This window comes from Williamsia sp. z71, assembly GCF_059553375.1.
In genome coordinates, this window is sequence record NZ_JCANWX010000003.1 from 97,518 (window position 1) to 119,666 (window position 22,149).

Annotated in this window: 21 protein-coding genes; 6 read left to right on the forward strand and 15 right to left on the reverse strand. The window is 64.1% G+C overall.

What is annotated here, in order from left to right:
* The first annotated feature begins 144 nt into the window (after positions 1–144).
* On the forward strand, positions 145–441 hold the full coding sequence (locus tag AC51GR_RS08595) for a hypothetical protein (protein WP_496324215.1): 297 nt from the start codon (positions 145–147) through the stop codon (positions 439–441).
* A gap of 34 nt (positions 442–475) precedes the next feature.
* On the opposite strand, the gene AC51GR_RS08600 is transcribed toward AC51GR_RS08595, so the two are convergent.
* Positions 476–1,819 (reverse strand): NAD(P)/FAD-dependent oxidoreductase, encoded by a 1,344-nt coding sequence (locus tag AC51GR_RS08600; RefSeq protein ID WP_496324216.1) that lies wholly within the window; start codon positions 1,817–1,819, stop codon positions 476–478.
* 241 nt (positions 1,820–2,060) lie between these two features.
* Between AC51GR_RS08600 and AC51GR_RS08605 the strand changes: the two genes are divergently transcribed.
* Both AC51GR_RS08605 and AC51GR_RS08610 read left to right on the forward strand, forming a co-directional pair.
* Entirely contained in the window at positions 2,061–3,533 is a 1,473-nt protein-coding gene (locus AC51GR_RS08605; RefSeq protein ID WP_496324217.1) for an MFS transporter, read from the forward strand.
* Between the two features lie 78 nt (positions 3,534–3,611).
* A complete protein-coding gene (locus AC51GR_RS08610) occupies positions 3,612–4,721 on the forward strand; it encodes an NAD(P)/FAD-dependent oxidoreductase (RefSeq protein ID WP_496324218.1) in 1,110 nt (369 codons plus the stop codon).
* 174 nt (positions 4,722–4,895) lie between these two features.
* Here the strand turns inward: AC51GR_RS08610 and AC51GR_RS08615 are convergent, their stop codons facing one another.
* From AC51GR_RS08615 to AC51GR_RS08625, 3 genes are all read right to left on the reverse strand, one after another.
* Positions 4,896–6,272, reverse strand: coding sequence for an NAD-dependent succinate-semialdehyde dehydrogenase (locus tag AC51GR_RS08615; protein WP_496324219.1), 1,377 nt, complete (start codon positions 6,270–6,272; stop codon positions 4,896–4,898).
* Positions 6,273–6,380: 108 nt separating this feature from the next.
* Positions 6,381–8,015 (reverse strand): monocarboxylic acid transporter, encoded by a 1,635-nt coding sequence (locus AC51GR_RS08620; protein ID WP_496324220.1) that lies wholly within the window; start codon positions 8,013–8,015, stop codon positions 6,381–6,383.
* Positions 8,012–8,374, reverse strand: a complete 363-nt coding sequence (locus tag AC51GR_RS08625) for a DUF485 domain-containing protein (protein WP_496324221.1) — start codon at positions 8,372–8,374, stop codon at positions 8,012–8,014. The genes AC51GR_RS08620 and AC51GR_RS08625 overlap by 4 nt, the downstream gene beginning before the upstream one ends.
* 272 nt (positions 8,375–8,646) lie before the next feature.
* Here AC51GR_RS08625 and AC51GR_RS08630 point away from each other — a divergent pair, with 272 nt between their 5' ends.
* Positions 8,647–9,576: an SAM-dependent methyltransferase gene (locus tag AC51GR_RS08630; protein WP_496324222.1), complete on the forward strand. Its 930-nt coding sequence runs from the start codon at positions 8,647–8,649 to the stop codon at positions 9,574–9,576.
* 57 nt (positions 9,577–9,633) lie between these two features.
* Here the strand turns inward: AC51GR_RS08630 and AC51GR_RS08635 are convergent, their stop codons facing one another.
* Genes AC51GR_RS08635 through AC51GR_RS08655 form a run of 5 tightly spaced genes read right to left on the reverse strand, consistent with a single transcriptional unit; the run spans position 9,634 to position 13,946 of the window.
* A complete protein-coding gene (locus tag AC51GR_RS08635; protein WP_496324223.1) occupies positions 9,634–11,406 on the reverse strand; it encodes a sodium/solute symporter in 1,773 nt (590 codons plus the stop codon).
* A gap of 8 nt (positions 11,407–11,414) precedes the next feature.
* Positions 11,415–11,792 carry a hypothetical protein gene (locus AC51GR_RS08640; protein ID WP_496324224.1) on the reverse strand — a complete coding sequence of 126 codons (378 nt, stop codon included), beginning with the start codon at positions 11,790–11,792 and terminating at the stop codon, positions 11,415–11,417.
* Positions 11,789–12,604: a LytR/AlgR family response regulator transcription factor gene (locus AC51GR_RS08645; RefSeq protein ID WP_496324225.1), complete on the reverse strand. Its 816-nt coding sequence runs from the start codon at positions 12,602–12,604 to the stop codon at positions 11,789–11,791. Before AC51GR_RS08645 ends, AC51GR_RS08640 begins: the two co-directional genes overlap by 4 nt.
* Before the next feature lie 48 nt (positions 12,605–12,652).
* A complete protein-coding gene (locus AC51GR_RS08650) occupies positions 12,653–13,474 on the reverse strand; it encodes a mycofactocin-coupled SDR family oxidoreductase (protein ID WP_496324226.1) in 822 nt (273 codons plus the stop codon).
* Positions 13,475–13,487: 13 nt separating this feature from the next.
* A complete protein-coding gene (locus tag AC51GR_RS08655) occupies positions 13,488–13,946 on the reverse strand; it encodes a nuclear transport factor 2 family protein (protein ID WP_496324227.1) in 459 nt (152 codons plus the stop codon).
* Between the two features lie 179 nt (positions 13,947–14,125).
* Between AC51GR_RS08655 and AC51GR_RS08660 the strand changes: the two genes are divergently transcribed.
* On the forward strand, positions 14,126–15,691 hold the full coding sequence (locus tag AC51GR_RS08660) for an AMP-binding protein (RefSeq protein ID WP_496324228.1): 1,566 nt from the start codon (positions 14,126–14,128) through the stop codon (positions 15,689–15,691).
* A 74-nt stretch (positions 15,692–15,765) separates the two neighbouring features.
* On the opposite strand, the gene AC51GR_RS08665 is transcribed toward AC51GR_RS08660, so the two are convergent.
* The 5 genes from AC51GR_RS08665 to AC51GR_RS08685 form a co-directional block, all read right to left on the reverse strand.
* Positions 15,766–16,110 carry a carboxymuconolactone decarboxylase family protein gene (locus tag AC51GR_RS08665; RefSeq protein ID WP_496324229.1) on the reverse strand — a complete coding sequence of 115 codons (345 nt, stop codon included), beginning with the start codon at positions 16,108–16,110 and terminating at the stop codon, positions 15,766–15,768.
* 126 nt (positions 16,111–16,236) lie between these two features.
* Positions 16,237–17,442, reverse strand: coding sequence for a sensor histidine kinase (locus tag AC51GR_RS08670; RefSeq protein WP_496324230.1), 1,206 nt, complete (start codon positions 17,440–17,442; stop codon positions 16,237–16,239).
* A 30-nt stretch (positions 17,443–17,472) separates the two neighbouring features.
* Complete coding sequence (locus AC51GR_RS08675; RefSeq protein ID WP_496324231.1) at positions 17,473–17,769, reverse strand: hypothetical protein; 297 nt, start codon at positions 17,767–17,769, stop codon at positions 17,473–17,475.
* Between the two features lie 50 nt (positions 17,770–17,819).
* Positions 17,820–18,407 (reverse strand): TIGR03086 family metal-binding protein, encoded by a 588-nt coding sequence (locus AC51GR_RS08680; RefSeq protein ID WP_496324232.1) that lies wholly within the window; start codon positions 18,405–18,407, stop codon positions 17,820–17,822.
* Positions 18,408–18,473: 66 nt separating this feature from the next.
* Entirely contained in the window at positions 18,474–19,310 is an 837-nt protein-coding gene (locus AC51GR_RS08685) for a helix-turn-helix transcriptional regulator (RefSeq protein WP_496324615.1), read from the reverse strand.
* Positions 19,311–19,423: 113 nt separating this feature from the next.
* Between AC51GR_RS08685 and AC51GR_RS08690 the strand changes: the two genes are divergently transcribed.
* Positions 19,424–20,425, forward strand: a complete 1,002-nt coding sequence (locus tag AC51GR_RS08690) for an aldo/keto reductase (protein WP_496324233.1) — start codon at positions 19,424–19,426, stop codon at positions 20,423–20,425.
* Between the two features lie 72 nt (positions 20,426–20,497).
* On the opposite strand, the gene AC51GR_RS08695 is transcribed toward AC51GR_RS08690, so the two are convergent.
* Positions 20,498–22,093: an HNH endonuclease signature motif containing protein gene (locus AC51GR_RS08695; RefSeq protein ID WP_496324234.1), complete on the reverse strand. Its 1,596-nt coding sequence runs from the start codon at positions 22,091–22,093 to the stop codon at positions 20,498–20,500.
* Positions 22,094–22,149 lie beyond the last annotated feature (56 nt).

The window sequence follows — 22,149 nt, forward strand, 5'->3', positions numbered from 1 at the left end:
GATGGCTCCTGGCTTCGTGAGGTGTAGTTGCCTGTGCAAAGTAGCGCGCAGTCGCCCGATCCGCCCGGCGAGCTGAAACGCGTGCATGAAATCGGCTCATTCGGGGTATCACCCCGGCAACAGTTCACAGAAAGGGAGGCCTCCGTGACCAATGACGTCGAGAAGCGCTGGAACGACCCACGTGCATTCCGGTCCGCTGCCAAATACGTCGTCGTGGTGATCGCCCTGGCTGCCATCTGGCTCGTTGCCGACCTGTTGATCGATCCGTCCAGCCTGCTCTGGGGTGCGGGTTCCACCGCGATCCTGCTCCTGGGCGGTATCGGTGCCTTCATCATCGGCTACCGGGTATGGAAGCGCGGTGGCACCTGGACGATCTGGCAGGGCGCCGGATGGTTGCTGTTCGCACTGATGCTGGCGACGATGGGCACAGCGGCGTTCTGAATCCGGTGATGGCCGAACCGCGCACAGCAGTCGGTCAGCTCGCGTTCTTCCTGGCGTTGGTGAAGTACGTGTTCCGGGCGATGCGTGAGTCACCGAAGGTGACAGCACGCTCTCGTCTCGATCCGGTCAAGAGCGTCGCACCCCAGTTCAGCAGCGTACCAATACGATTGCGGGCTCCCGCCAAGAAGACGATGTGGATGAACCCCCAAGAGATCCAACCCAGTCGTCCGGAAAGATGCAGTGGCCCAGCCTGAACGAGCGCGTGGCCCCGTGCGACGTAGGCCGCGTTACCGAGATCTCGATACTTGAACGGCGGCCGCGTCGCGGTGCCACCCGATGCGACCTCCGTCGCGATCAGCTTGCCCGCGTACCGCCCGCCCTGCATCGCGACCTCGGCCACCCCTGGCAACTCGTCGCGCGACATCAGATCGCCGACCACCCAGATGTTGGGATGCCCGGGAACGGTCAGGTCCGGTTCGACTGCGATACGCCCGGACCGGTCCTGCGGGACACCCAGCGCGGTGGCGAGCGCCTTGGCGAAGGGCACGGCCTCCACACCGGCAGTCCAGACGACGGTCTGCGTTTCGAAACGGGTCGTGGTCTTCGGCTCCGCCTTGGTGGTCGTCTCGACGTAGCCCGGACCCACATCCGTGACATGAACCCCGAGGTGGGTCTCGACACCGACCCGTTCCAGCGTGCGCTGCGCATTCTTCGACAGTCTCTTGTCGAACGAGGGCAGGACCCGGTCACCGCTGTGGAACAGCAACACCCTGGCCTCGCACGGATCGATCGACCGGAACTCGTTGGTCAAGGCGTGCAAGGCCAACTCGCGGATCTGACCGGCGATTTCCACGCCGGTCGGTCCACCACCGGCCACGGCAAACGTCAACCATCGCGCTCGCTCTTCCGCGGTGGGCAGTGACTCGGCCATCTCGAATGCGGTGACCAGTTTGCGGCGGATCGTCAAGGCGTCGTCCAGCGTTTTCATGCCCGGCGCCCAGTCGATGTACTCGTCGTGCCCGTGATAGGACTGCCGCATGCCGGCGGCGACCACGAGGTGGTCGTAGGGCAGGTCGAACATCGACCCATCGCTGCGGCAGGCGGTCAGAGTTCGGGTGGCGGCGTCGATCGCCGTCGCCTCGCCCAGTGCCACGTGGGTATTTTTCTGCCGCCGCAACAGATGTCGCAGCGGACTGCCGATCGAACCTTCGGACAGCACACCCGTCGCGCATTGGTAGAGCAGCGGCTGAAAGACATGACTCGTTCCGCGGGACAACAGCGTGACGTCGACGTCGGCGTGCCGTAGTTTTCGGGCCGCATTCAGTCCACCGAAACCGCCGCCGACGATCAGTACGTGCGGGCGCTCAGATGTGGTCATGTTCTCTTTCGATCGCAGATTGCCACCACCAAAGGCCTCCGGTGACAGGCCTTTCCATCACAGTCGTGACTACTGCGAAAGTCTATCGTCCGACCTTTCCGACGGTGTTCCGAAAGGGAATGTGGCTGTGCGGTGTGTCACGTACCTACCCATTGACCGATTGAGTCACACGCTTTAAGTTCAATCAGTCGGCTGCTTTAGTTCTGGCGCCCACGAACCAGACCACTCATGGAGGCGCTACATGCATGTTCCGGCCACCGGCGACACCGCACAGACCCGTTCGCCGGGTCCGATTGTGGCAATCCTGGCGTTTTCCGGTGTCGTCGCAGCTCTGATGCAGACCGTGATGATCCCGATCATCCCCGAACTGCCCAAGCTCCTCGGCGCTTCGCCGTTCGACACCGCATGGGCCGTCACCGCGACCCTGCTGACCGGCACGGTCGCAGTGCCGGTCATGGGCCGCCTCGGCGATATGTTCGGCAAGCGCCGGTTGCTGCTGCTGAGCCTGATGCTCCTGGTCCTCGGTTCCGTCGTCGCCGCGCTGAGCAACAGCCTGATCCCGTTGCTCCTCGGACGGGTGCTGCAAGGCCTGGCCGGCGCGGTGATCCCGCTGGGAATCAGCCTGATGCGCGATGCACTCCCCAAAGAGAAGTTGGCGAGTTCGGTGGCCATGATGAGCGCATCGCTCGGAATCGGTGGCGCACTCGGGCTGCCCATCGCGGCCCTGATCGCCGAATACGCCAACTGGCACTTCCTGTTCTGGATCTCGGGGGCGCTCGCCGTTCTGGCCACCGTGCTGGTCCTGGTGTTCGTGCCCGAATCCGACGTCCGCAGCGGCGGCAGCTTCGATTACATCGGTGCCGCTTCACTCTCGACCGCGCTGATCGCCCTGCTGCTCGCCATCACCAAGGGTGCCGACTGGGGTTGGACCAGCGGCACAACCGTGGCGCTGGCACTGCTCTCCGTGATCGCGTTTGCCGTCTGGGGGTGGTGGGAGCTGCGAACCAAGCTGCCACTTGTCGACCTGCGGGTCACCGCCGGCCGCCAGGTGCTGTTCACCAACCTCGCATCGGTCGCCCTCGGATTCGCGATGTTCGCGATGACCCTCGTGTTGACGCAGGTACTCCAGCTACCCGAGGCCACCGGCTATGGCCTGGGCAAGTCGACCTTGGTCACCGGTCTGGTGATGGCTCCGTTCGGTGTGGTGATGATGCTGGCCGCCCCCGTGTCGGCGCGGATCACCAACTCGCGCGGCCCGAAGACGACGCTGATGATCGGAGCGCTTGTCGTCGCGGCGGGCTACATCTTGGGGGCCTTTGCACTCAACACCGTCTGGCAGATCATCATCGTGGCCATGATCATCGGAATCGGCACCGGTTTGGCCTACGGAGCGATGCCGGCGCTGATCATGGGCGCTGTCCCGATGTCGCAGACCAGCGCGGCCAACGGCTTCAACACGTTGATGCGCTCGCTCGGAACGTCCTTCGCCAGCGCGATCGTCGGCGTGATCCTGGCTCAGATGACGATCTCGTCCGGCGGGTTCGACGTGCCCTCCGCGGATGCGTTCAAGGTCACGATGCTCCTCGCCGCCGGTACCGCACTGCTCGCCTTCGTATTCACCGCGTTCGTCCCGCGCTTCCAGGCGCCACCATCTCCCGCCGATTTGCCAACCGGCGCCACCGACATAGAGGGGTCGGCAACTGCTGCTCGGTGAGTGATCGACCGGGATACGCTCCATGCGTCAGTGCGCATGGAGCGTTTCTGCGTTCGACGGGGCGGTGAGAGGTGGACGGTGGAGCAGGTCGATTGTGTGGTGATCGGCGCCGGCGTGATCGGCTTGGCCATCGCCCGGCAGCTCGCCCGCAGCGGGCGCGAGGTCCTCATCATCGAACGGGCCGAGTTGATCGGTTCGGAAACCAGTTCACGTAACTCCGAGGTCATCCACGCCGGTATCTATTATCCCGAAGGCAGCGCGAAGGCGCGTTTCTGTACGGCCGGCCGGGACAAGCTCTACGCCTACTGCACCGACAGGGGCGTCGACCATCGGCGGATCGGCAAGCTGATCGTCGCGACCGATGCCGATCAGGTAGACCGTTTGGCAAGCATCGCGGACGCCGCAAAGACCAACGGCGTCAACGATCTTCGTCTGGCGCATTCGGATGAGCTCGCCGATCTGGAACCCGCGCTACACGCGCACCAGGCACTGTTGTCGCCGTCCACCGGGATCGTCGACAGCCACGGCCTGATGACCGCACTGCGGTACGACGCCGAGGAGGCCGGCGCGATCACCGTGCTGCGCAGCGCCGTGACGGGCGGATCGGTCGCCGTCGTGGACGGCCGGGGACCTTCCATCGTCCTGACCATCGACGACACCGACATCCCCTGCGACACCGTGATCAACAGCGCCGGGTTGGACGCCTGGGATGTCGCGGCCCGTCTGGATGGCTTTCCCGCCGAACACATCCCGAAGCGCCACTACGCCAAGGGGAATTACTATGCGCCGGCTGGTGTCAAGGTGCCGTTCTCGCGACTGATCTATCCGATCCCCGTCGATGGTGGACTGGGCGTACACCTCACGCTCGATCTCGGCGGTCAAGCTCGTTTCGGTCCCGACGTCGAATGGGTGGACAGCATCGACCACCACGTGGATCCGTCGAGAGCCGACAGTTTCTACTCCGAGATCCGCCGATATTGGCCGGCGCTACCGGATGACTCACTGGCCCCGGCGTATTGCGGCATCCGACCCAAGCTCTCCGGTCCGGGTGAACCGGCCGCGGACTTCCTGATCCAGGGCCCCGCACAGCACGGTATCGCGGGTTTGGTGAACCTCTTTGGTATCGAATCCCCCGGTCTCACATCCTGTTTCGCCATCGCCGAAGCAGTCGCAGCCGCCCTCGACTGACCACCCCTCCGCCGAGCGTGCCTCAATCACCGTCGAGCGTGCCCTTGTTACCGCCGAGCGTGCCAAAACTGTTCGGAAACAGTCACTCTCGATTTCGCCCCGGACATCTTCGGCACGGTCAACGGCAATTTCGGCACGGTCGACGGGGATTTCGGCACGGTCGACGGTAGGGGGTCATCGGCTGGAGGTGCGGCGAAGTCGGGTGTTGACGAACTCACCCATCCCCCAACGTCCGAGTTCTCGACCGAACCCGGAGCGCTTGACGCCTCCGAAGGGCAAGCCCGGCAACGTTGTTCCGTGCTCGTTGATGTAGGCCATACCGACTTCGAGGCGATCGGCAATGTCGCGGGCCTTGTCGAGATCGGAACCCCAGACCGAACCACTGAGCCCGAATTCGACGTCGTTGGCCAGTTTCACCGCCTCGTCTTCCGACGCCACCGAGTAGACCATCGCCACCGGACCGAAGATCTCCTCCGAGTAGGCATCCATGTCCTTGGTGATGCCGGTCAGCACCGCCGGACGCATGAAGGCGCCGTCTCCGTCCAACGCGTCACCCCCGGTGTGCAACGTGGCGCCCTGTGATACGGCCTTCTTGACCTGATCGACCACCGTGTCCCTGGCGCCGACGGACGACAGCGGCCCGACCACGGTGTCGGACTGTGACGGGTCACCCACCGTCGCAGACTCGAACTCCGCGGTGACCGTCGCGACGAATGTGTCGAAGTCTTTGTCGCGCACGATGAAACGCTTGGGGCTGTTACATGCCTGGCCCGCGTTCGACAATCGACCCTTGGCCGCGGTCCGCGCCGTGTTCTCCAGATCGGCGGTCTCGAGAACGATAAAGGGATCCGACCCGCCGAGCTCGAGTACCGCCTTCTTCAGGTTCCGTCCCGCCGTCTCGGCGACGGAGGCTCCCGCTGCTTCGCTACCGGTCAGCGATACCCCTCGGATTCGCGGGTCGGCAATCATGTCGGCGACCTGGTCGCTGGAGGCGAACGCGTTGATGTACGCGTCTTCCGGAACACCGCCCGCATGCAGTAGCTCTTCCATCAGCAGGGCCGAACCGGCACAGATCGACGCATGCTTGAGAATGACCGTGTTGCCGGCCATCAGGTTCGGTGCGGCAAACCGGGCAACCTGGTAGTAGGGATAGTTCCACGGCATGACACCCACCAGGGGTCCTACCGGTTCCGTCTGCACGATCGACTCGTCGGCCCCGCCGACATCGAGTGTTTCGTCTTTCAACAGATCGGATCCGTTGTCGGCGTAATAGCGGTAGATCGCCGCTGCGAGCTGCACTTCCCCGACCGCCTGTGCCGCGGGTTTACCCATCTCGGTGGTGATGGCCTGCGCCAACTCATCGGCGCGCTGTTCGTACAGGTCAGCGGTGCGCGACAGCGCCGCGGCTCGGTCCGCCACGGACGTCGTCTTCCATGGCTCGTACGCTGCCATCGAACGGGTCAGGACGTCTTCGACACCCGCCGCAGTGAGGCTCTCGAACTCGCGTTCGGTCGTGCCGGTGGTCGGATTTGTGGTCGTGTAAGCACTCATTGCGATCGAGTACCCAAGACACAACGGCTTAACCCGATGATGTGCGGTTCTGGCGAACAAAGTCCCAGGATGGGACCGCCAAAACCGCACATCATCGGGGTTACGAGGTCAGTGCGAGACAGCCTTCTCGACGCCGACACCGGTCAGCGAACGGACCTCCATCTCGGCCTGTTTCGCGGCGTTCTCCTGCTTGCGACGCCCGATGTAGGTGCCGATCACGGCCAGCAGGAAGCCGGCGGGGATCGAGACGATGCCCGGGTTCGACATCGGGAAGAAGTCGAAGTCGGCATCGGGGAACATCGAGGTCGCCTTACCGGAGACGGCGGGCGAGATCACGATCAGTCCGATGCAGACGATCAGACCGCCGTAGATGCTGAACAGGGCACCGGTGGTGTTGAACTTCTTCCAGAACAGCGAGAACAGCAGCGTCGGCAGGTTGGCCGAGGCGGCAACCGCGAAGGCCAGGGCGACCAGGAAGGCGATGTTCTGCCCCATGGCCAGGATGCCCAGCACGATCGATACGACACCGATGACCACCACGGTGATCCGCGAAACGCGAACTTGCTGTTCCTCAGAGGCCTTGCCGCGCTTGATGACACTGGCATAGATGTCGTGGGCAAACGAGGCGGAGGCGGTGATGGCCAGTCCGGCCACCACAGCAAGGATGGTCGCGAAGGCCACCGCCGAGATCACGGCCAGGAAGATGGTGCCACCGAGCTCGAAAGCCAACAGTGGTGCCGCTGAGTTCTCCTTGCCCGGTGCGGCGAGGATCTTGTCCGGGCCAACCGATTTGGCGGCACCGTAGCCGAGAACCAGGGTGAACAGGTAGAAGGCACCGATGAGTCCGATCGCCCAGGTCACCGAGCGACGCGCCTCCTTGGCGGTCGGGACCGTGTAGAAGCGCATCAGGACGTGGGGCAGACCAGCGGTACCGAGAACCAAAGCGATACCCAGCGAGATGAAGTCGAGTTTCGACATCTCACTGATGCCGTACTTCGCACCGGGAGCAGCGATGTCACGGCCCGCCACCGCCTCGTTTGCCGAACCACTCACGGTGGCCTGCGCATCGGCGATCAACTGCGAGAAGTTGCCCTTCACCGCGAACAACACCAGGAAGAACATGATGCCGGCACCGGCGATGAGGAGAACCGCCTTGACCATCTGGACGTAAGTGGTGCCCTTCATGCCGCCGATGAGGACGTAGGCGATCATCAGGACGCCGACCACCGCGACCACAACACTCTGCCCGAACTTGCCGTCGATGTTCAGCAGCAGGGCGACAAGTCCACCGGCACCGGCCATTTGGGCGAGCAGGTAGAACAGCGACACCGTCAGGGTCGACAATGCCGCAGCCATCCGGACCGGACGTTCCTGCAGTCGGAAGCTCAGGACATCGGCCATCGTGAACCGGCCGGTGTTGCGCAGCAGTTCGGCAACGAGGAGCAGGGCCACCAGCCAGGCAACGAGGAAACCGACCGAGTAGAGGAAACCGTCGTAACCGTAGACGGCAATGGCGCCGGCAATACCGAGGAACGATGCGGCCGACAGATAGTCACCGGCGATCGCGAAGCCGTTCTGCGGTCCGGAGAACTGGCCGCCGCCGGTATAGAAGTCCGAGGCCTTCTTGGTGGTCTTGCTGGCCCGGATCACGATCGTCATGGTGATGACGACGAATGCCACGAAGATGGCGATGTTGAGTGCGGGATTGCCGACCGAGGCGGTGTCCGCGGCGAGAAAGGTCATTTGACCGGTCCTTCCAGCTCTTCGCGGATGGCCGCGGCACGTGGATCGAGGTCACGATTGGCGAATCGCACGTATACGGCTGTGATGACAAACGTCGAGACGAACTGCCCGAGACCGAAGATGATGCCGATGTTGATGTTGCCCCACACTTTGGTGGCCATGAAGTCATGCGCATACGTGGCGACGACGACATAGAGCATGTACCAGGCCAGGAAGAAGCCCGTCAGGGGGAAGACGAACACGCGTAGTCGACGGCGCAGATCCTGGAACTCCGGACTTGCCTGCATGTCGATGAACGCCTGCGCGTCCGGGGTCGGTCGCTCGGGCGACCTCTCCGGGCTCAGGTCTGATGCGGTCACGGGAGTCTCCTGACATAAGTGAGTGATAGAACCTGTCAGGAGACGTTAATGAGGTCCAGGTCACATGAATATGGCGTGGTCGCAGTCACACGGTGAGCTGTCGAACTGTGCGACGAACGGTCGATTCTGAGCGACGAACGGTAAGCGAAGGGCATCGGGAGCTGTGCCCTGGCTGTCAGCGGTGAAAAGTGGTTCGGACGATGTGAAAACGAATCGAAACGCCGGCGCGAAGGCTATGTTGCCCAGAGAACCGTCTGGGGAGGATTGAGTCCATGGGGAGAGGTCTGCCGGATTCGCTGGCCGGAGTTGGGTTGACTGCGATCGGAGTGGCGTTGATCCGCGCGCGTGAAACGGTACGCGCGGACGCTCTGTTCGCGGATCCGTATGCAAAGCTCTTCGCCGAGGCCGCCGAGACAGCGTTCTTCGACCCGGACGCGCCCGAGGACGCTGTCGACACGTGGGAGCGGATGCGACAACTCGTTGACGACTTCTACGAAGATCGCGTTCTGGCCACGAAATTCTTCGACGACTTCTTACTCGCGGCCTGCGAGCAAGGGTGCGAGCAGGTCGTCATCCTGGGGGCCGGCCTGGACACACGCGCTCTGCGGCTGCCGCTGCCGGCGCTCACGCCAGTCTTCGAAATCGACCTGCCACCGATGTTCGACTTCAAAGAACAGGTACTGGCGAAGGTCCAAGCCCCCGGAACGGGACCGCGGCACACCGTTGGCACCGACCTACGCGGACGCTGGGAGCATGACCTGCTCGCATCCGGGTTTCGCCCGGACGTTCCGACCGCCTGGCTAGAGGAGGGCGTGCTGCCTTACCTATCCGACGACGTCGTCAGGAGCGTGCTCACCACCATCACTGAACTCTCAGTTCAGGGCAGTCGGCTTGCTCAGATCGCCCAACTCGCAGCGGCACCATCGCAATCAACGTCCGAGCGGTACAAAAGACTCAAAACGCTTGTCGGCGCGAACGACACCGCTACCACGGGGCGCACCGACCGCGACAACACCAGCCGGCTCGACCACATGAACTGGCAGACGATCATTCATAGTCAATCCGATCTGCAATCCCGCTACGGTCGGCTCACCCCAACCCCCGAAGGCACCCAGTATCTGACCACGGTTCTCAAGCCGCCGGAATCCACACCCACTGCATCGGACTCAATCTCCTTTGCCCAGCGCAATCCCTGTGGTTGATGCAGCACCAGATGTCTTGCGATCTGCGATGTACCGACCGTCTCGAAGATCGCGGTGTCAGCGCTCCTCCCCGAAGTCCAGACCCACCTCGCGATCACGCCCCACACCGAGCCCTTCCGGTGCGTGCAGACGGGTCAGCAACCGCCCGACATCAGCCGGGACCCGGTCCGCCGTCAACTTGCTGACCAGCACCATCGTGGCAAACGCCAACGGCACACTGACCGCCGCCGGATAGCCGACCAGCACCGCGGGCCAGCCACCGAGCATGCCGTCGTCGATACCGCCCAACGATGTCGCGAGGGCGGCGCCACCGGCGACCACACCGCCGACGATCAGGCCGGCCGCCGCACCGATCGCGGTGAGCCCCCGCCACCAGATGCCCAGGACCAGCAGCGGGCACAACGTCGACGCCGCCACCGCGAACACCAGACCCACCGTCCGGGACAGATCGATGGAGGTCACCCCCACTGCCAGCAACAGCGGCACCAGACCGGCCAGCACCGACGCGGCCCGGAAGTCGCGGACCCGTCCACGCAGCACATCGGTGCTCAGGACACCCGCCACGCTGACCAGCAGGCCGGACGACGTGGCAAGGAAAGCCGCGATGGCGCCTGCGGCCACCAGTGCCGCGACCAACTGACCTCCGATGCCCGACAACACCGAGCCCGGCAGCAACAGGACAGCCGCATCCGACGCCCCGGTGATGAGTAGCTGCGGAACCCACAGACGCGCGAAGACACCGAGCAGGGTGGGGAACAGATAGAACACCCCGAGCAGACCCACCACCGCCAGCGACGTCGCGCGGGCGGCCCGGCCATCCGGATTGGTATAGAAACGGACCAGCACGTGCGGGAGCCCCATGGTGCCCAGGAAGATCCCGATGATCAGTGAGAAGACCTGGAACATCGCGTGGTCCCCGCCGAAACCCCAGCCCGGGGTGGCCCATTCATCGTGGGTCGACGGTGCACCGGAGACCACCGGTACCGCCGATCCGGCGGCGAGTTCGAGTTCGGACCCCGAACTGAGCGTGTGCTCACCCGGGGACAGTGTCACCGGCCCGGTCATCGCGATGTCGTCGACCTCCCCGAACACGACCACCTCGAGTGGGGCGGCCACGGTGACGACGACATCCGTCGTGATGTCGACGGTGGTCGCCGCCGACACCGTCGGCGGCGCGTCGGAACCCTGATCATCGTCGGCCCCGTAGAAGTGGATGGCCAGAACGATCGCCGGCACCGCGACGGCGGTGAGTTTGAGCCAGTATTGAAAGGCCTGCACGAAGGTGATCGAACGCATCCCACCGCCGACAACATTGGCGATCACGATCAGCGCCACCACCACTGCACCGACCCACGGCGGGATACCCAGCAGGATGTTGAGGGTCAGGCCTGCACCCTGGAACTGCGGCACCATGTAGAGGATGCAGATGAGAACCACGACGGCGGTCGCCAGCTTGCGTAAACGCTTGGACTGCAATCGGAATTCGGCAAAGTCCGGGACGGTGTAGGCGCCGGATCTGCGCAGCGGTGCCGCCACGAACAGCAACAGGCCGACGTACCCGGCGGTGAAACCGATCGGATACCACAGGGCGTCGGCGCCATACTTCGCGATCAGACCCGCGACGCCGAGAAATGAGGCGGCAGAGAGATACTCACCGGAGATGGCGGCGGCGTTCCATCGGGGTCCGACGCTGCGGGAGGCCACCAGGAAGTCGGATGTCGTGCGGGCCAGTCGGACTCCGTAGGCGCCGATGGCAACGGTCGCGACCGCGGCGACCACCAATGCGATGAGTGTCGGGATGGGTACCGACTGGCCGGAAATCGTCTGCATCTGCGGTGTCAGTCGTCGACCAGGTCGCCGAACTCTTGCTCATTTCGGTCGGCGAGACGGTTGTAGACCCAGCAGACGCCGACCAGCAGCGGATAGACCGTGAATCCAAGGATCCACCAGGGCAACAGGATCCCGAAGATCGACACCTCCGTGAGCCACGGGAAGATCTTCATCACCACCGGTATCGAACACAGCGCCAGCAGGGTGGGCGCGGCCAGCCGCAGTGCCAGCCCGAGCTGCGCCCGCATCAACCCGCGGATGAGCGCGTCGCCGACCTCGGTCTGCTCTTGGACCTCCACCCGGGTTCGGACCGTCCGCGCTCCTCGGCGGGTGGCGAGCACCACCCGTTCGCGGGCTCGGGGCAAGTCCTCTCCGGCGGTGGTCATCGGGTCAGGCGCTCTTGTTTGGGACTGCGGACGAGACGATCCTTGAGTTCCCTCGTGTGCCGCCGGCTCACCGGCAACTCCACCACCGCCGCATTCGGACCCGGGCGGAGGAGAACGACCATGCCGGAGCCAACCGTGCGAATGCCGGTGACCAGCGACGACGACACCAGGTACGAACGGTGTACCCGTAGGAAACCGGCTTGGGCCCAACGGTTTTCAAGCGACGAGATGGGGATTCGAACGAGATGGGACCCGCCGGCGGTGTGCAGCCTGGTGTAGTCGCCCTCGGCTTCCACCCAGGCCACGTCCGAGCGGTTGACGAGTGTGGTGGAGCCACCCATCTCGACCGGGATCACCTCATCCGGATCCTCGGCGCCAACGGATGGCGGGCTCGCGCCGGGTTCAGCGGCCTCTCGCTGTTCGACAACCCGCCGGACCGCCTCTGCAAGACGCTGCGCTCGTAGCGGTTTGAGGAGATAGTCGAGTGCGCCGAGATCGAACGCGGCCACCGCCCGGTCGTCGTGTGCGGTCACGAACACCACCGCAGGCGGGTTGGCGAACGCCGCCAGCACCCCGGCCAGTTCGAGTCCGTCGAGGCCCGGCATGTTGATGTCGAGGAACACCGCGTCGATGCTGTCGGGACGGTCCTTGATCAGACGCAATGCGGTGGTCGCATCACCAGCGGTGAGCACCTCGGCCACTGCATCCTCTGCGCACAGCAGATACGCCAGTTCATCGAGTGCCGGCCATTCGTCATCGACGGCCAGCACCGTCAGTGCCGGCCGCTTCGCGGGCGCGGAATCCTTGTTCATCTGTGACACAACAGGGTCTATCGTGCCACGCGCGGCCGCCGAACCGGACTACATCGCCGCGCAACCCGCATCGACCGGCAAAGCGACACCGGTGACGTACCGAGCCTTCTCACTCACCAGCCACACCACCGCATTGGTGACGTCCTGGGCCTCGACCCACGGGACGGGCAACAGGTTGCCCGCCATGGGACCCGACGAGCGTCCCTCGGCATGCATCTGCGCCATGTACTCGTTGAGGATCATCGGTGTCGCGACCCCGGTCGGATGAACCGTGTTGACGCGGATGTTGTGGGCCGCGTACGCGTTTGCCGCCGAATGCATCAACCCGACGATCCCGTGCTTGGAGGCGGCGTATCCGAAGACCGCCGCACTCCCGTCACCACCGCGTCCGGTCAGACCCTGAACCGAACTGGTCAGGACGATCGATCCACCCCGGCCTTTGCGGATGATCGAGGGCACTGTGGCCGTGATCGTGTTCCAGGCCCCGAACAGATTTGTTTCGACGATGTCGCGGTAGAGCTGCTCATTCTTCGGATCGGCGACTCCGAGCGCGACCACACCGGCATTGGCGACCACGATGTCGATCTCGCCGAGTTGGGCGACACCGGCGGCGACAGCGGCCTCGAGGTCGGCCAGTTGCCGCACATCAGCGGTATATGTCGAGATCCGGCGGCCTTTCTCCGTGACCAGGCGGGCGGTCTCGTCGAGGTCCTCTTTCGTGGCCAGCGGATACGGAATCGAGTCGATGTCGGCGCAGATGTCGATCGCGATGATGTCGGCGCCTTGGTCGGCCAGCGCCACACAGTGACTGCGTCCCTGCCCGCGCGCCGCACCCGTGACCAGTGCGACCGAGTTGTCGAGTTCACCCATGCTGCTCAGGCCCTCAGCCTTGACCGACCGTCGTTCCGCGTTCCTTCTTCTCGGCCTGGACCCCGGAGCTGAACCAGACGTCTTCTTCCTGGAAGTCGTACGTGCGCCATCCTTCTGGCGTCCGGATCAGCTTGTGGCGATACCAGCCGCCGCAGTCACTCTTCTCGGTTTGACCAGGCAGGATCATCGGGTTGTAGAACATCGCCCGCACCTCGGCGGTATCCCCGGTGATCGTGTAGTCGATGTTGGTGATGAAGTGCTGTTTCATCGGGAGCAAGGACATCGAGGCTTCCAGCCATGCCGAGATCTCCATCCGATTGCCCGTCGGGCCACCGACGGCGGAGTAGTCCACGCGCGCATCCTCGGTGTAGAGCGAGCGCCACAGGTCCCAATCCTCGGAGTCGACCGCCTTGGCGTAATTGGTCAGGTGCTGCTCGATTTCCAGCCGGTCGACAACTTCTTGGATCTCCACCTGACAACTCCTCGCTGCGGGAACTACTGACCACAGAACAGCATTCACGCCATCAGCGCGGCGTGGAAACGCTATTCTCCATTTTGGAAACTAGATTGCTTCGTATGATCTACGTCATAATCGTCCGCTGTCAAGATGCGGTCGAACTTGAGCATCAACGCGGCAGGAAGTAGCACTCGATGAGACATATCCCCGACGAGCTGGCAAAACGGTACAAAGACGATGGGTGGTGGACCGACGAGACCATCGGCGAGCTGGCCGCCCATGGGCTGGCCGACCGCGGCCACCTCCCCTTCGAGGTGCACTCCGCGACCCACCCCTACGCGGGGACATTCGCCGACGTTGAACTCATCGCCCGCCGGTTGGCCGCCGGCCTCCGTGATCGCGGCGTCGGCGAGGGGGACGTTGTCGTCGCACAGCTGCCCAACTGGATGGAGGCTGCCGCGACCTTCTGGGCCACCTCGTTCCTCGGGGCGGTCATCGTGCCCGTGGTCCACTTCTACGGCCCCAAGGAGATGACCCACATCATCGCGACCACGAAGCCGAAGGTGGTGATCACCGCCGACGGATTCGGGAAAATGACATACGAGCCAGACCTGTACCGCGACGTCCCGATCGTGGGTGTGGTCGGAGCGAGCTTTGACGAGCTCCTCGCGGATGAACCGATGACCGGGATCATCAAGGCCGATCCCGCTGCGCCCGTGCTGACCGCCTTCACCTCCGGAACGACCAGCAAGGCCAAAGGCGTCATCCACAGTCATCAGACCCTGGTCTGCGAAACGCGGCAGCTGGCCGCGCGATGGCCGCGAGACGGACAGCCACAGATCACCGGCGCACCGATCGGTCACTTCATCGGAATGGTCAGTGCATTCCTCATCCCGATCCTCGACGGCTATCCGATCCATCTGATCGACGTCTGGGATCCGGCTGTGGTGCTGCGGCTGATGACCGAGCGGAAGCTGAAAGTCGGTGGCGGCGCGCCATATTTCGTGACCAGCGTGCTCGATCACCCCGACTTCACACCCGCGCATCTGGAGTTCATGCCGTACGCCGGCCTCGGTGGTGCCTCCGTCCCGTTGACCTTCACCCGCCGACTGACCGAACTCGGCGTCACCGCTTACCGCTCCTACGGCAGCACCGAGCATCCCTCCATCACCGGGTCGAAGATCACCGACTCGGTCACCAAACGTACGGAGACCGACGGCAGTGCTCTCGAAGGCGTGGAGCTGAAGATCGCACCCGACGGCGAGATCCTCTCCCGCGGCCCCGACCTCTGCATCGGATACACCGATGACGTGTTGACTGCCAACGCTTTTGACTCCGACGGCTGGTACCACACCGGCGATATCGGAATACTCGACGAGAACGGCAGCCTGACGATCACCGACCGCAAGAACGACGTCATCATCCGTGGCGGCGAGAACATCAGCGCACAGGAGGTCGAAGAGGAATTGCTCGGTTTGCCGGGCGTGGCCGAGGCAGCCGCGGTCTCCGCACCCGATGCCCGACTCGGCGAACACACCGCAGCGGTCCTGCGACTCAAGCCGGGTGCGGTGATGCCCACGTTGGACGATCTACGTGCACATTTCACGGTATCCGGTCTGGCAAAGCAGAAATGGCCCGAGGAACTACATCAACTCGACGAGTTCCCCCGTACACCGAGCGGCAAGGTGCAGAAGGCTGCGATCAGGAAGATCGTGGCAGAGCGCAACCAACCGAGCGAAACATCCACCGTCTCAGGCTGACTCGGCGCGGAACGATCAGGAGATCGGCAGTAGCCCACGCTCGGCGAAGACCTTCTTCGCGGTGAGGGTGGCGTTCAGCGCGCGCGGGAATCCGCAGTAGACAGCCGAATGCAGCAGGGCCTCGATGATCTGGTGCGGGACAGACCGACGTTGAGGGATGCATTGATGTGGACGTCGAGCTGCGGCTCGCATCCGCCGAGCGCTGTGAGCATCCCGAGGGTGACGAGCTGGCGGTCGCGCGGTTCGAGACCGGGTCGCGAGTAGATGTCGCCGAACCCCCATGCCACGACCTGGTGTGCGAGCTCTGGCGCAACATCTTTCAGCGAATCGATCACGTTCACACCGGCTTCTCCATCGATCGCGTCGAGCACCGATCGTCCATGGTCGTACCGTTGTTCGCGCGTGGTGGCGTCATTCATGGGTGTCTCCTGCATCGTTGTCGTTGCGGTCACCGGACGCGGCGGCCAGGTCATCACCGTCTTTCTTCATAGAACGCAGCGTAAGAGTTGGAGCACACTCGAAGTCAACCCCTGATGGTGCGCAATTCAGACCGAGATGCCCGGCCGGAACTTGGGTACCCGCATGCTCACCTTGGTTCCGGCACCGGGTGCGGTCTCGACCACCAGTCCGTAGTCATTGCCGAACGCCGCGCGCAACCGGTCGTCGACGTTGGCCAGGCCCACGTGCGCGTTCTCGGTGGCGCTGGGTCCGCCGGACCCGGTGACAATCGCATCGAGATCGCCGGAGCGCAGGAGTTCCGGATCCATACCGATGCCGTCGTCTTCGACGCTGATCACGCAATCCGTACCCTCGTCGGCCGCGATGATGGTCACCGTTCCGCCCTCGGGTTTGCTCGAAATGCCGTGCCGGACCGCATTTTCCACCAGCGGCTGCAACGCGAGGAAAGGCAGTACCACGTTGAGGACCTCGGGGGAGACCTGCAGCTTGACCGACAGTGAACCGCCGAATCTGGCCCGTTCCAACGTCAGATAGCGATCGATGTTGCGCAGTTCGTCGGCGAGTAGTGTGTACTCACCCGCCGCGCGAAACGAATAGCGGGTGAAGTCGGCGAACTCGAGGATGAGCTCACGGGCCTGATCGGGATCGGTCCGCACGAACGACGCCACGGTACCCAACGCGTTGTAGATGAAATGGGGACTGATCTGCGCCCGTAGTGCGCGGACCTCCGCGCGGTCCAGACGGGCACGAGCGGCATCGAGATCGGCCAGTTCGATCTGATTGCCCGCATAGTGCGCCACCTCGGTGATCGCCGACAGCATGCCCGGTCCCGGCTGGTTCCTGGTGACCACACCGATCACACCCACCGATCCTGTGCCGTCGGCAGGCATCGGTTGCACGATCAGTGCGCGGACACCGGGCTCGTCGAGTTCAGAGGCCTTGATGAGGATCCGGCGCCCTTCGGCCGCAGCTCGAACCGCGGCTTTCGCGAACTCTGTCGCGAGCCGTTCGTGGGACCCGGTCCAGGTCAGAACCACCCCGTCGGCGTCGGCGATGCCCAAGGCGTCGGCAGCGGTCAGACTCTGCAGATGCGGCGCGGCCTGCGCGGCCGAGTCGGCATTCAGACCTCGGCGCAAGGGCCGGGCCGCGAGTGAGGCGGTGTGCAGGGTCGCGTGAACCGCACGCTCGGCTGGTGTTGTCAGAGTCGGGCGGGTCCGAACCCGCAGTGCCACAACGGCAATCACCACCACCAATACCGCGATGACAACAACGGTGATCGTGATGCCCGACATCAGCGGCCGATCACGTTGTCGTGGGTCTGCTCAGCGATCGGCGACAGCGTATGCCGCGCCGGCGGCCGCTGTGGTCACGGCGAACACCGACGGCCAGGCCCCGACCTTCTTGGCCAGCGGATGCGACGCGCCGAATGCGACGAGATATCCGGCAAGCAGGGATCCGGCCACGACCGGGCCTTTCTCCTGGTACCACCGGGTGGCGCACCAGCCACCGGCCGCGGCAAGTACTACCCCGCCGAGTTCGCGACGTCCGCTGTATCGAGCGGTGGCATATCCGCCGACGAGTCCGGCGGCAACAACTGGTGCAGTCAAGGGGGTACTCACCCTCAGGACTCTACCGCCGCCGGCGACACCGGGTCCCCGGACTCACCCGCTCAGCGCGGTGGTTGCCACGCGGGGTCGCGGCCCGAGAGTCCCAGTAACCGCTCGAGGTCCGAGGCATCCTCGGCAGTCGGCACGCGCGGCCCGAACGTCTTACCCGGCCCTTGGTAGTCCGGGGTCAGCATGTTGGGGGCAAATCTCACCGACGCTACCGCCGCTTCGGGTGCGGGGTCCCAGACCTGGCCGGTGGCCACCGCGAGATCCCAGCCGTGGACCACGTACTCCCACAGGATCATCGACATCGCCATGTCGCCGGGCATCGGGCTCTCCCCGAGATACAGCGGACGCTGGTCTGCGCCGGCGCGCACCGCCGCATCCAGTTGATCTGCGGCTGAACGGATCACCTCGGCAGCCGGCCCCGCCGCCTGCGGGACCTCGGCACCACCCGCCGGTGCCCGTCCATCGGGATCGGCGAACCCGGACGCAAAGGTGGCCAGCCAGCCCGCGACATGGTTACGCAGCTGTGCGACATCGAGTTCGGTGCATGGCGTCGGTGCGTGGTCGTGGCCGCCGGTGTTGGCGACGACGACCGCGAGATCGGACAGGACCGGTCGCAGTAGGTCAACAGTTGTGGTGGTCATGCCGTCGAGTCTTCTCCCCATCACCGGCCCGCGCTTGAAAAAACGCGACAGTCCGCGGCGGCATCTTCAGGCCATGGACTGAGTGCCGATGACCGACAGCAGGTCGAGACGCTCGCGGGCGGGCGTGCCCGGCTGTGGGAAATACACAAGGAGGTGCTGGTCCTCATTCTGGGTGACCAACGTTTCGCACTGCAGGGCGATCTCGCCGACCTCGGGGTGGATGAACCTTTTCAGGGCACTGACCCGGGTTGCCACCCGATGCTCCGACCACAACTCGACGAACTCTTCGCTGCCGGCCTGCAACCCTCCCACCAATTCCGTCACCACCGCATCGTCGCCTCGTTTGGCCGCGATCGCGCGTAGGTCGTTGACGTGCTTGCGACTCATCCTCGGGATGTCCTCCGGATTGAAACGGCGGCGGACCTCCGGATCGGTGAACCAGCGCCAGGTGACGAAACGATCCAGTCCGGTCACAGCCGATTGGTCGCCGAAGAGCAGCATGTTCAGCCGGTTCTGCGCCAACGTCTCGCCGAGTTCTGAGATCACGCAGGCCGGGATGTCATCGAGCTTGTCGAGTAGATACAGCAGACCAGGCCCGACATGGGAGTCACCACCGATGCGAGGCGGTGGCGCATGTCCACACAGCAGATAGAGGTGGTCGCGTTCGTCGTCGGTGAGCCGGAGGGCGCGCGCCATGGATGCGACGATCTGCGTCAACGGGTGTGGGCCGCGCGATTGCTCGAGCCGGGTGTAGTAGTCGGTCGACATCCCGGCCAGGACGGCCACCTCGTCACGACGGAGTCCCGGTGTGCGACGGCGAACGCCTTCGGGCAGCCCCACGTCGCGGGGCACAAGAGCCGCGCGACGACGACGTAGGAAGTCGGCCAGCTCTTCGCGGTCCATGCGTGTGCTCACGCCAACCAGTGTGCTCGTCGGCGGTCATACCGGCCAGGGACCGGCGGTCCCCCGATAACCGGTCTCTGCCATGCACCATCCGACCCGGCCACGCTGAGTCCATGAACATTCAACAGGTAACCCTCGGAAAGACAGGACCTTCGGTCTCGCGAATCGGTCTCGGCGCGATGGGTATGTCCAGCATGTACGGTCCCAGCGACGACAGCGCGTCGATCGCCACGATCCATGCCGCGCTCGATGCCGGCGTGAACCTCATCGACACGGGCGATTTCTACGGAGGTGGCCACAACGAGACGCTGATCGGCCGGGCGCTACGCGAACGGCGTCGTGACAACGTGCAGCTCAGCGTGAAGTTCGGCGGACTCCGTTCTCCGGACGGCGGATTCGTCGGGTTTGATACCCGCCCGGCCGCGATGAAGAACTTCCTCACATACTCGCTGACCCGCCTCGGCGTGGATCACATCGACATCTACCGTCCGGCCCGACTCGACCCGGCAGTGCCGATCGAGGAGACCGTCGGCGCCATCGCGGAAATGGTCGACGCCGGCTATGTCCGCCACATCGGCCTGTCGGAGATGGGTAGCGATACGATCCGCCGCGCTGCGGCAGTCCATCCCATCGTCGACCTTCAGATCGAATACTCACTGATCTCTCGCGGTATCGAGTCCGGAATCCTGTCGACCGCCCGTGAACTCGGGATCGGGATCACCGCCTACGGCGTCCTGTCGCGCGGCCTGCTCAGCAACGCAGTGGGGGCCGGGACCACCTTCGCGCCCAACGACTATCGAACGCACACCCCACGTTTTCAGGGCGACAACCTGCGCAAGAATCTCGAGCTCGTGGACGCACTCGCCACGATCGCCGATCAGCGCGGCATCAGTGTCGCGCAGCTCGCCATCGCGTGGGTGCTGGCTCAGGGTGACGACATCATCCCGATCGTTGGCACCCAAAAGGTTTCACGGCTGCAGGATTCGCTTGGCTCCCTTGACATCAAGCTATCGGATGCGGAACTCGACACCATCGAGGCCACTGTCCCGGCCGGCGCCGCTGCCGGCGCTCGCTACGCCGAGGACCATATGGCGATGCTGGACAGCGAACGCTGAGAACTTCTTTGGTGCCTGCCCGGGTGGCGGTACCGTCAAATGAGTGACGACGATGTCGACAAGTCGCATTCCTTACTCATACTGATCAGGCGCATCTGAGCCGGAGCGGGTTGGCGGGTCGGTTTGGGTTGGCGGGTCGGTTTGGGTTGGCGGGTCGGATTCACGGGTGGACAACTCCTGCATGGTTGCGGCCAATGCCGCACGGCGATCGGCCAGAACCTTTTCCCAGGCTGCTGCCAAGGTTTCGTTGACATGCTGGGCCCGGTTGACCCGCGGTTTTCTTTCCGGATCCACCGACGCCGGCGGTATCCACCCGACCCGACCCGCGTCGGGGCCTTCGGTGATCATGATCGTTTGCCACTGATGCGGTCCGTCACCGATGAGTTTGTGGTGCGGCGGGCACGCTGATCCCATCATGTCGATGTCGGTCAAACCACCATTGATCCAGGCAAGTAAGTGATGGGCCTCGACCCAGGTCGCCGGATTGGTACAACCAGGATGCGAGCAACCGCGATCCCGGACGAACAACGCAAGCCGCTGGCCTTTTTGGGCGGTCCGTTTGGTCCGAGCGAGATACAACACCTCAGCGGAGTGGTCAGCGAACACGGCCAGATATTTGTCCGACCGGGCTGCCAGATCCAGGGCCTCGTTGACCGGAATATCGACTCCCGACGCCGTTCTGGCGATCCCGGCGCACTCGTCGAGCTGCTGCTTGGTCATCGTGATGATCAACTGGGCCGGCAAACCCCGATGCGACTTGCCCAGCAGGTTGCACTCCAAAATCGTTTTCAGGATCGCCTTGAGCGCGTCGTGGAATTGTTGGCCCTTCGAGCGGGTATCGCGTTCGGCCGCAGCTCTGATCAGCTCTTTGTCCTGTTTCGGGTCATCACTGGCTCCGGTCGGCGAGTTGGGGTCGGCCGGGTTGTTCATCCCTGGCGCCGCCCACACGTCCATCACTGTCCTCAACAGGGCGAGGGTTTCGGGGTCGAGGGTGCCGGTGATCTTGGCCATCAGATCCACCCCCTGATCCCCGATACCCATCGACCGTTTGCGGGCCCGATCCGAATCATCGGTCAACCGGCCATCGGGGTCGACCCGGGCCAAGACCGCACGACCGGCGGCGATCAGCTGGGTGGGATCTTGGCCGACGGCCTCTTCGGTCATCCAATGATCGACCACGTCATACACTGCCGGGTCCGAGGCCGATGGGATCTGTTTGCGCACATCCAACATGACATCCATATGCGCCGCCCCGATCAAACCGCGTGACCACGCCTGCTCGGCGGCAGGGCATTTCGGCGCCAACACCTCACCCTGCAACGTATGGAATCGGCCGACCGCCTCCAGGGCCCGGATCCGGGACATGGTTTGCCCTTTGCTCAGCCGCAACTCGCTACGGGTGAAACCGAACAGTGACGAATACCCGGCTTCGGTAAACGATGACCGATCCGAGACCCGCAACAGGTGACGCAACCCGGTGAACTCGACCTTACGGGCGATCCGTTCATGCACCCGCACAAGCTCATTGACTTCCGCGCCAGACATATCGGAATCAGCGCAGTCCGCGATATCGGCAACGAGCAACTCCAACTCGAGGTACTTGCGCACCAGTACCGGAACCGGCGAGGAATCAACCGAAGAGTCAACAGGTGGATCGTCAGACATCATGCCCCCCAGCACATCTGATCAGAACGCTTTCAATCAGCATACCCGGAGAAGCATTC

What these genes read in the sequence shown, in the direction of transcription:
- AC51GR_RS08605 (WP_496324217.1), top strand. Translation starts at nt 2,061, where the DNA reads ATGCATGTTCCGGCCACCGGCGACACCGCACAGACCCGTTCGCCGGGT.
- AC51GR_RS08670 (WP_496324230.1), bottom strand. Translation starts at nt 17,442, where the DNA reads ATGTCGGGCATCACGATCACCGTTGTTGTCATCGCGGTATTGGTGGTG.
- AC51GR_RS08620 (WP_496324220.1), bottom strand. Translation starts at nt 8,015, where the DNA reads ATGACCTTTCTCGCCGCGGACACCGCCTCGGTCGGCAATCCCGCACTC.
- AC51GR_RS08630 (WP_496324222.1), top strand. Translation starts at nt 8,647, where the DNA reads ATGGGGAGAGGTCTGCCGGATTCGCTGGCCGGAGTTGGGTTGACTGCG.
- AC51GR_RS08690 (WP_496324233.1), top strand. Translation starts at nt 19,424, where the DNA reads ATGAACATTCAACAGGTAACCCTCGGAAAGACAGGACCTTCGGTCTCG.
- AC51GR_RS08640 (WP_496324224.1), bottom strand. Translation starts at nt 11,792, where the DNA reads ATGACCACCGCCGGAGAGGACTTGCCCCGAGCCCGCGAACGGGTGGTG.
- AC51GR_RS08680 (WP_496324232.1), bottom strand. Translation starts at nt 18,407, where the DNA reads ATGACCACCACAACTGTTGACCTACTGCGACCGGTCCTGTCCGATCTC.
- AC51GR_RS08695 (WP_496324234.1), bottom strand. Translation starts at nt 22,093, where the DNA reads ATGATGTCTGACGATCCACCTGTTGACTCTTCGGTTGATTCCTCGCCG.
- AC51GR_RS08615 (WP_496324219.1), bottom strand. Translation starts at nt 6,272, where the DNA reads ATGAGTGCTTACACGACCACAAATCCGACCACCGGCACGACCGAACGC.
- AC51GR_RS08665 (WP_496324229.1), bottom strand. Translation starts at nt 16,110, where the DNA reads ATGAATGACGCCACCACGCGCGAACAACGGTACGACCATGGACGATCG.
- AC51GR_RS08685 (WP_496324615.1), bottom strand. Translation starts at nt 19,310, where the DNA reads ATGGACCGCGAAGAGCTGGCCGACTTCCTACGTCGTCGTCGCGCGGCT.
- AC51GR_RS08650 (WP_496324226.1), bottom strand. Translation starts at nt 13,474, where the DNA reads ATGGGTGAACTCGACAACTCGGTCGCACTGGTCACGGGTGCGGCGCGC.
- AC51GR_RS08600 (WP_496324216.1), bottom strand. Translation starts at nt 1,819, where the DNA reads ATGACCACATCTGAGCGCCCGCACGTACTGATCGTCGGCGGCGGTTTC.
- AC51GR_RS08635 (WP_496324223.1), bottom strand. Translation starts at nt 11,406, where the DNA reads ATGCAGACGATTTCCGGCCAGTCGGTACCCATCCCGACACTCATCGCA.
- AC51GR_RS08660 (WP_496324228.1), top strand. Translation starts at nt 14,126, where the DNA reads ATGAGACATATCCCCGACGAGCTGGCAAAACGGTACAAAGACGATGGG.
- AC51GR_RS08645 (WP_496324225.1), bottom strand. Translation starts at nt 12,604, where the DNA reads ATGAACAAGGATTCCGCGCCCGCGAAGCGGCCGGCACTGACGGTGCTG.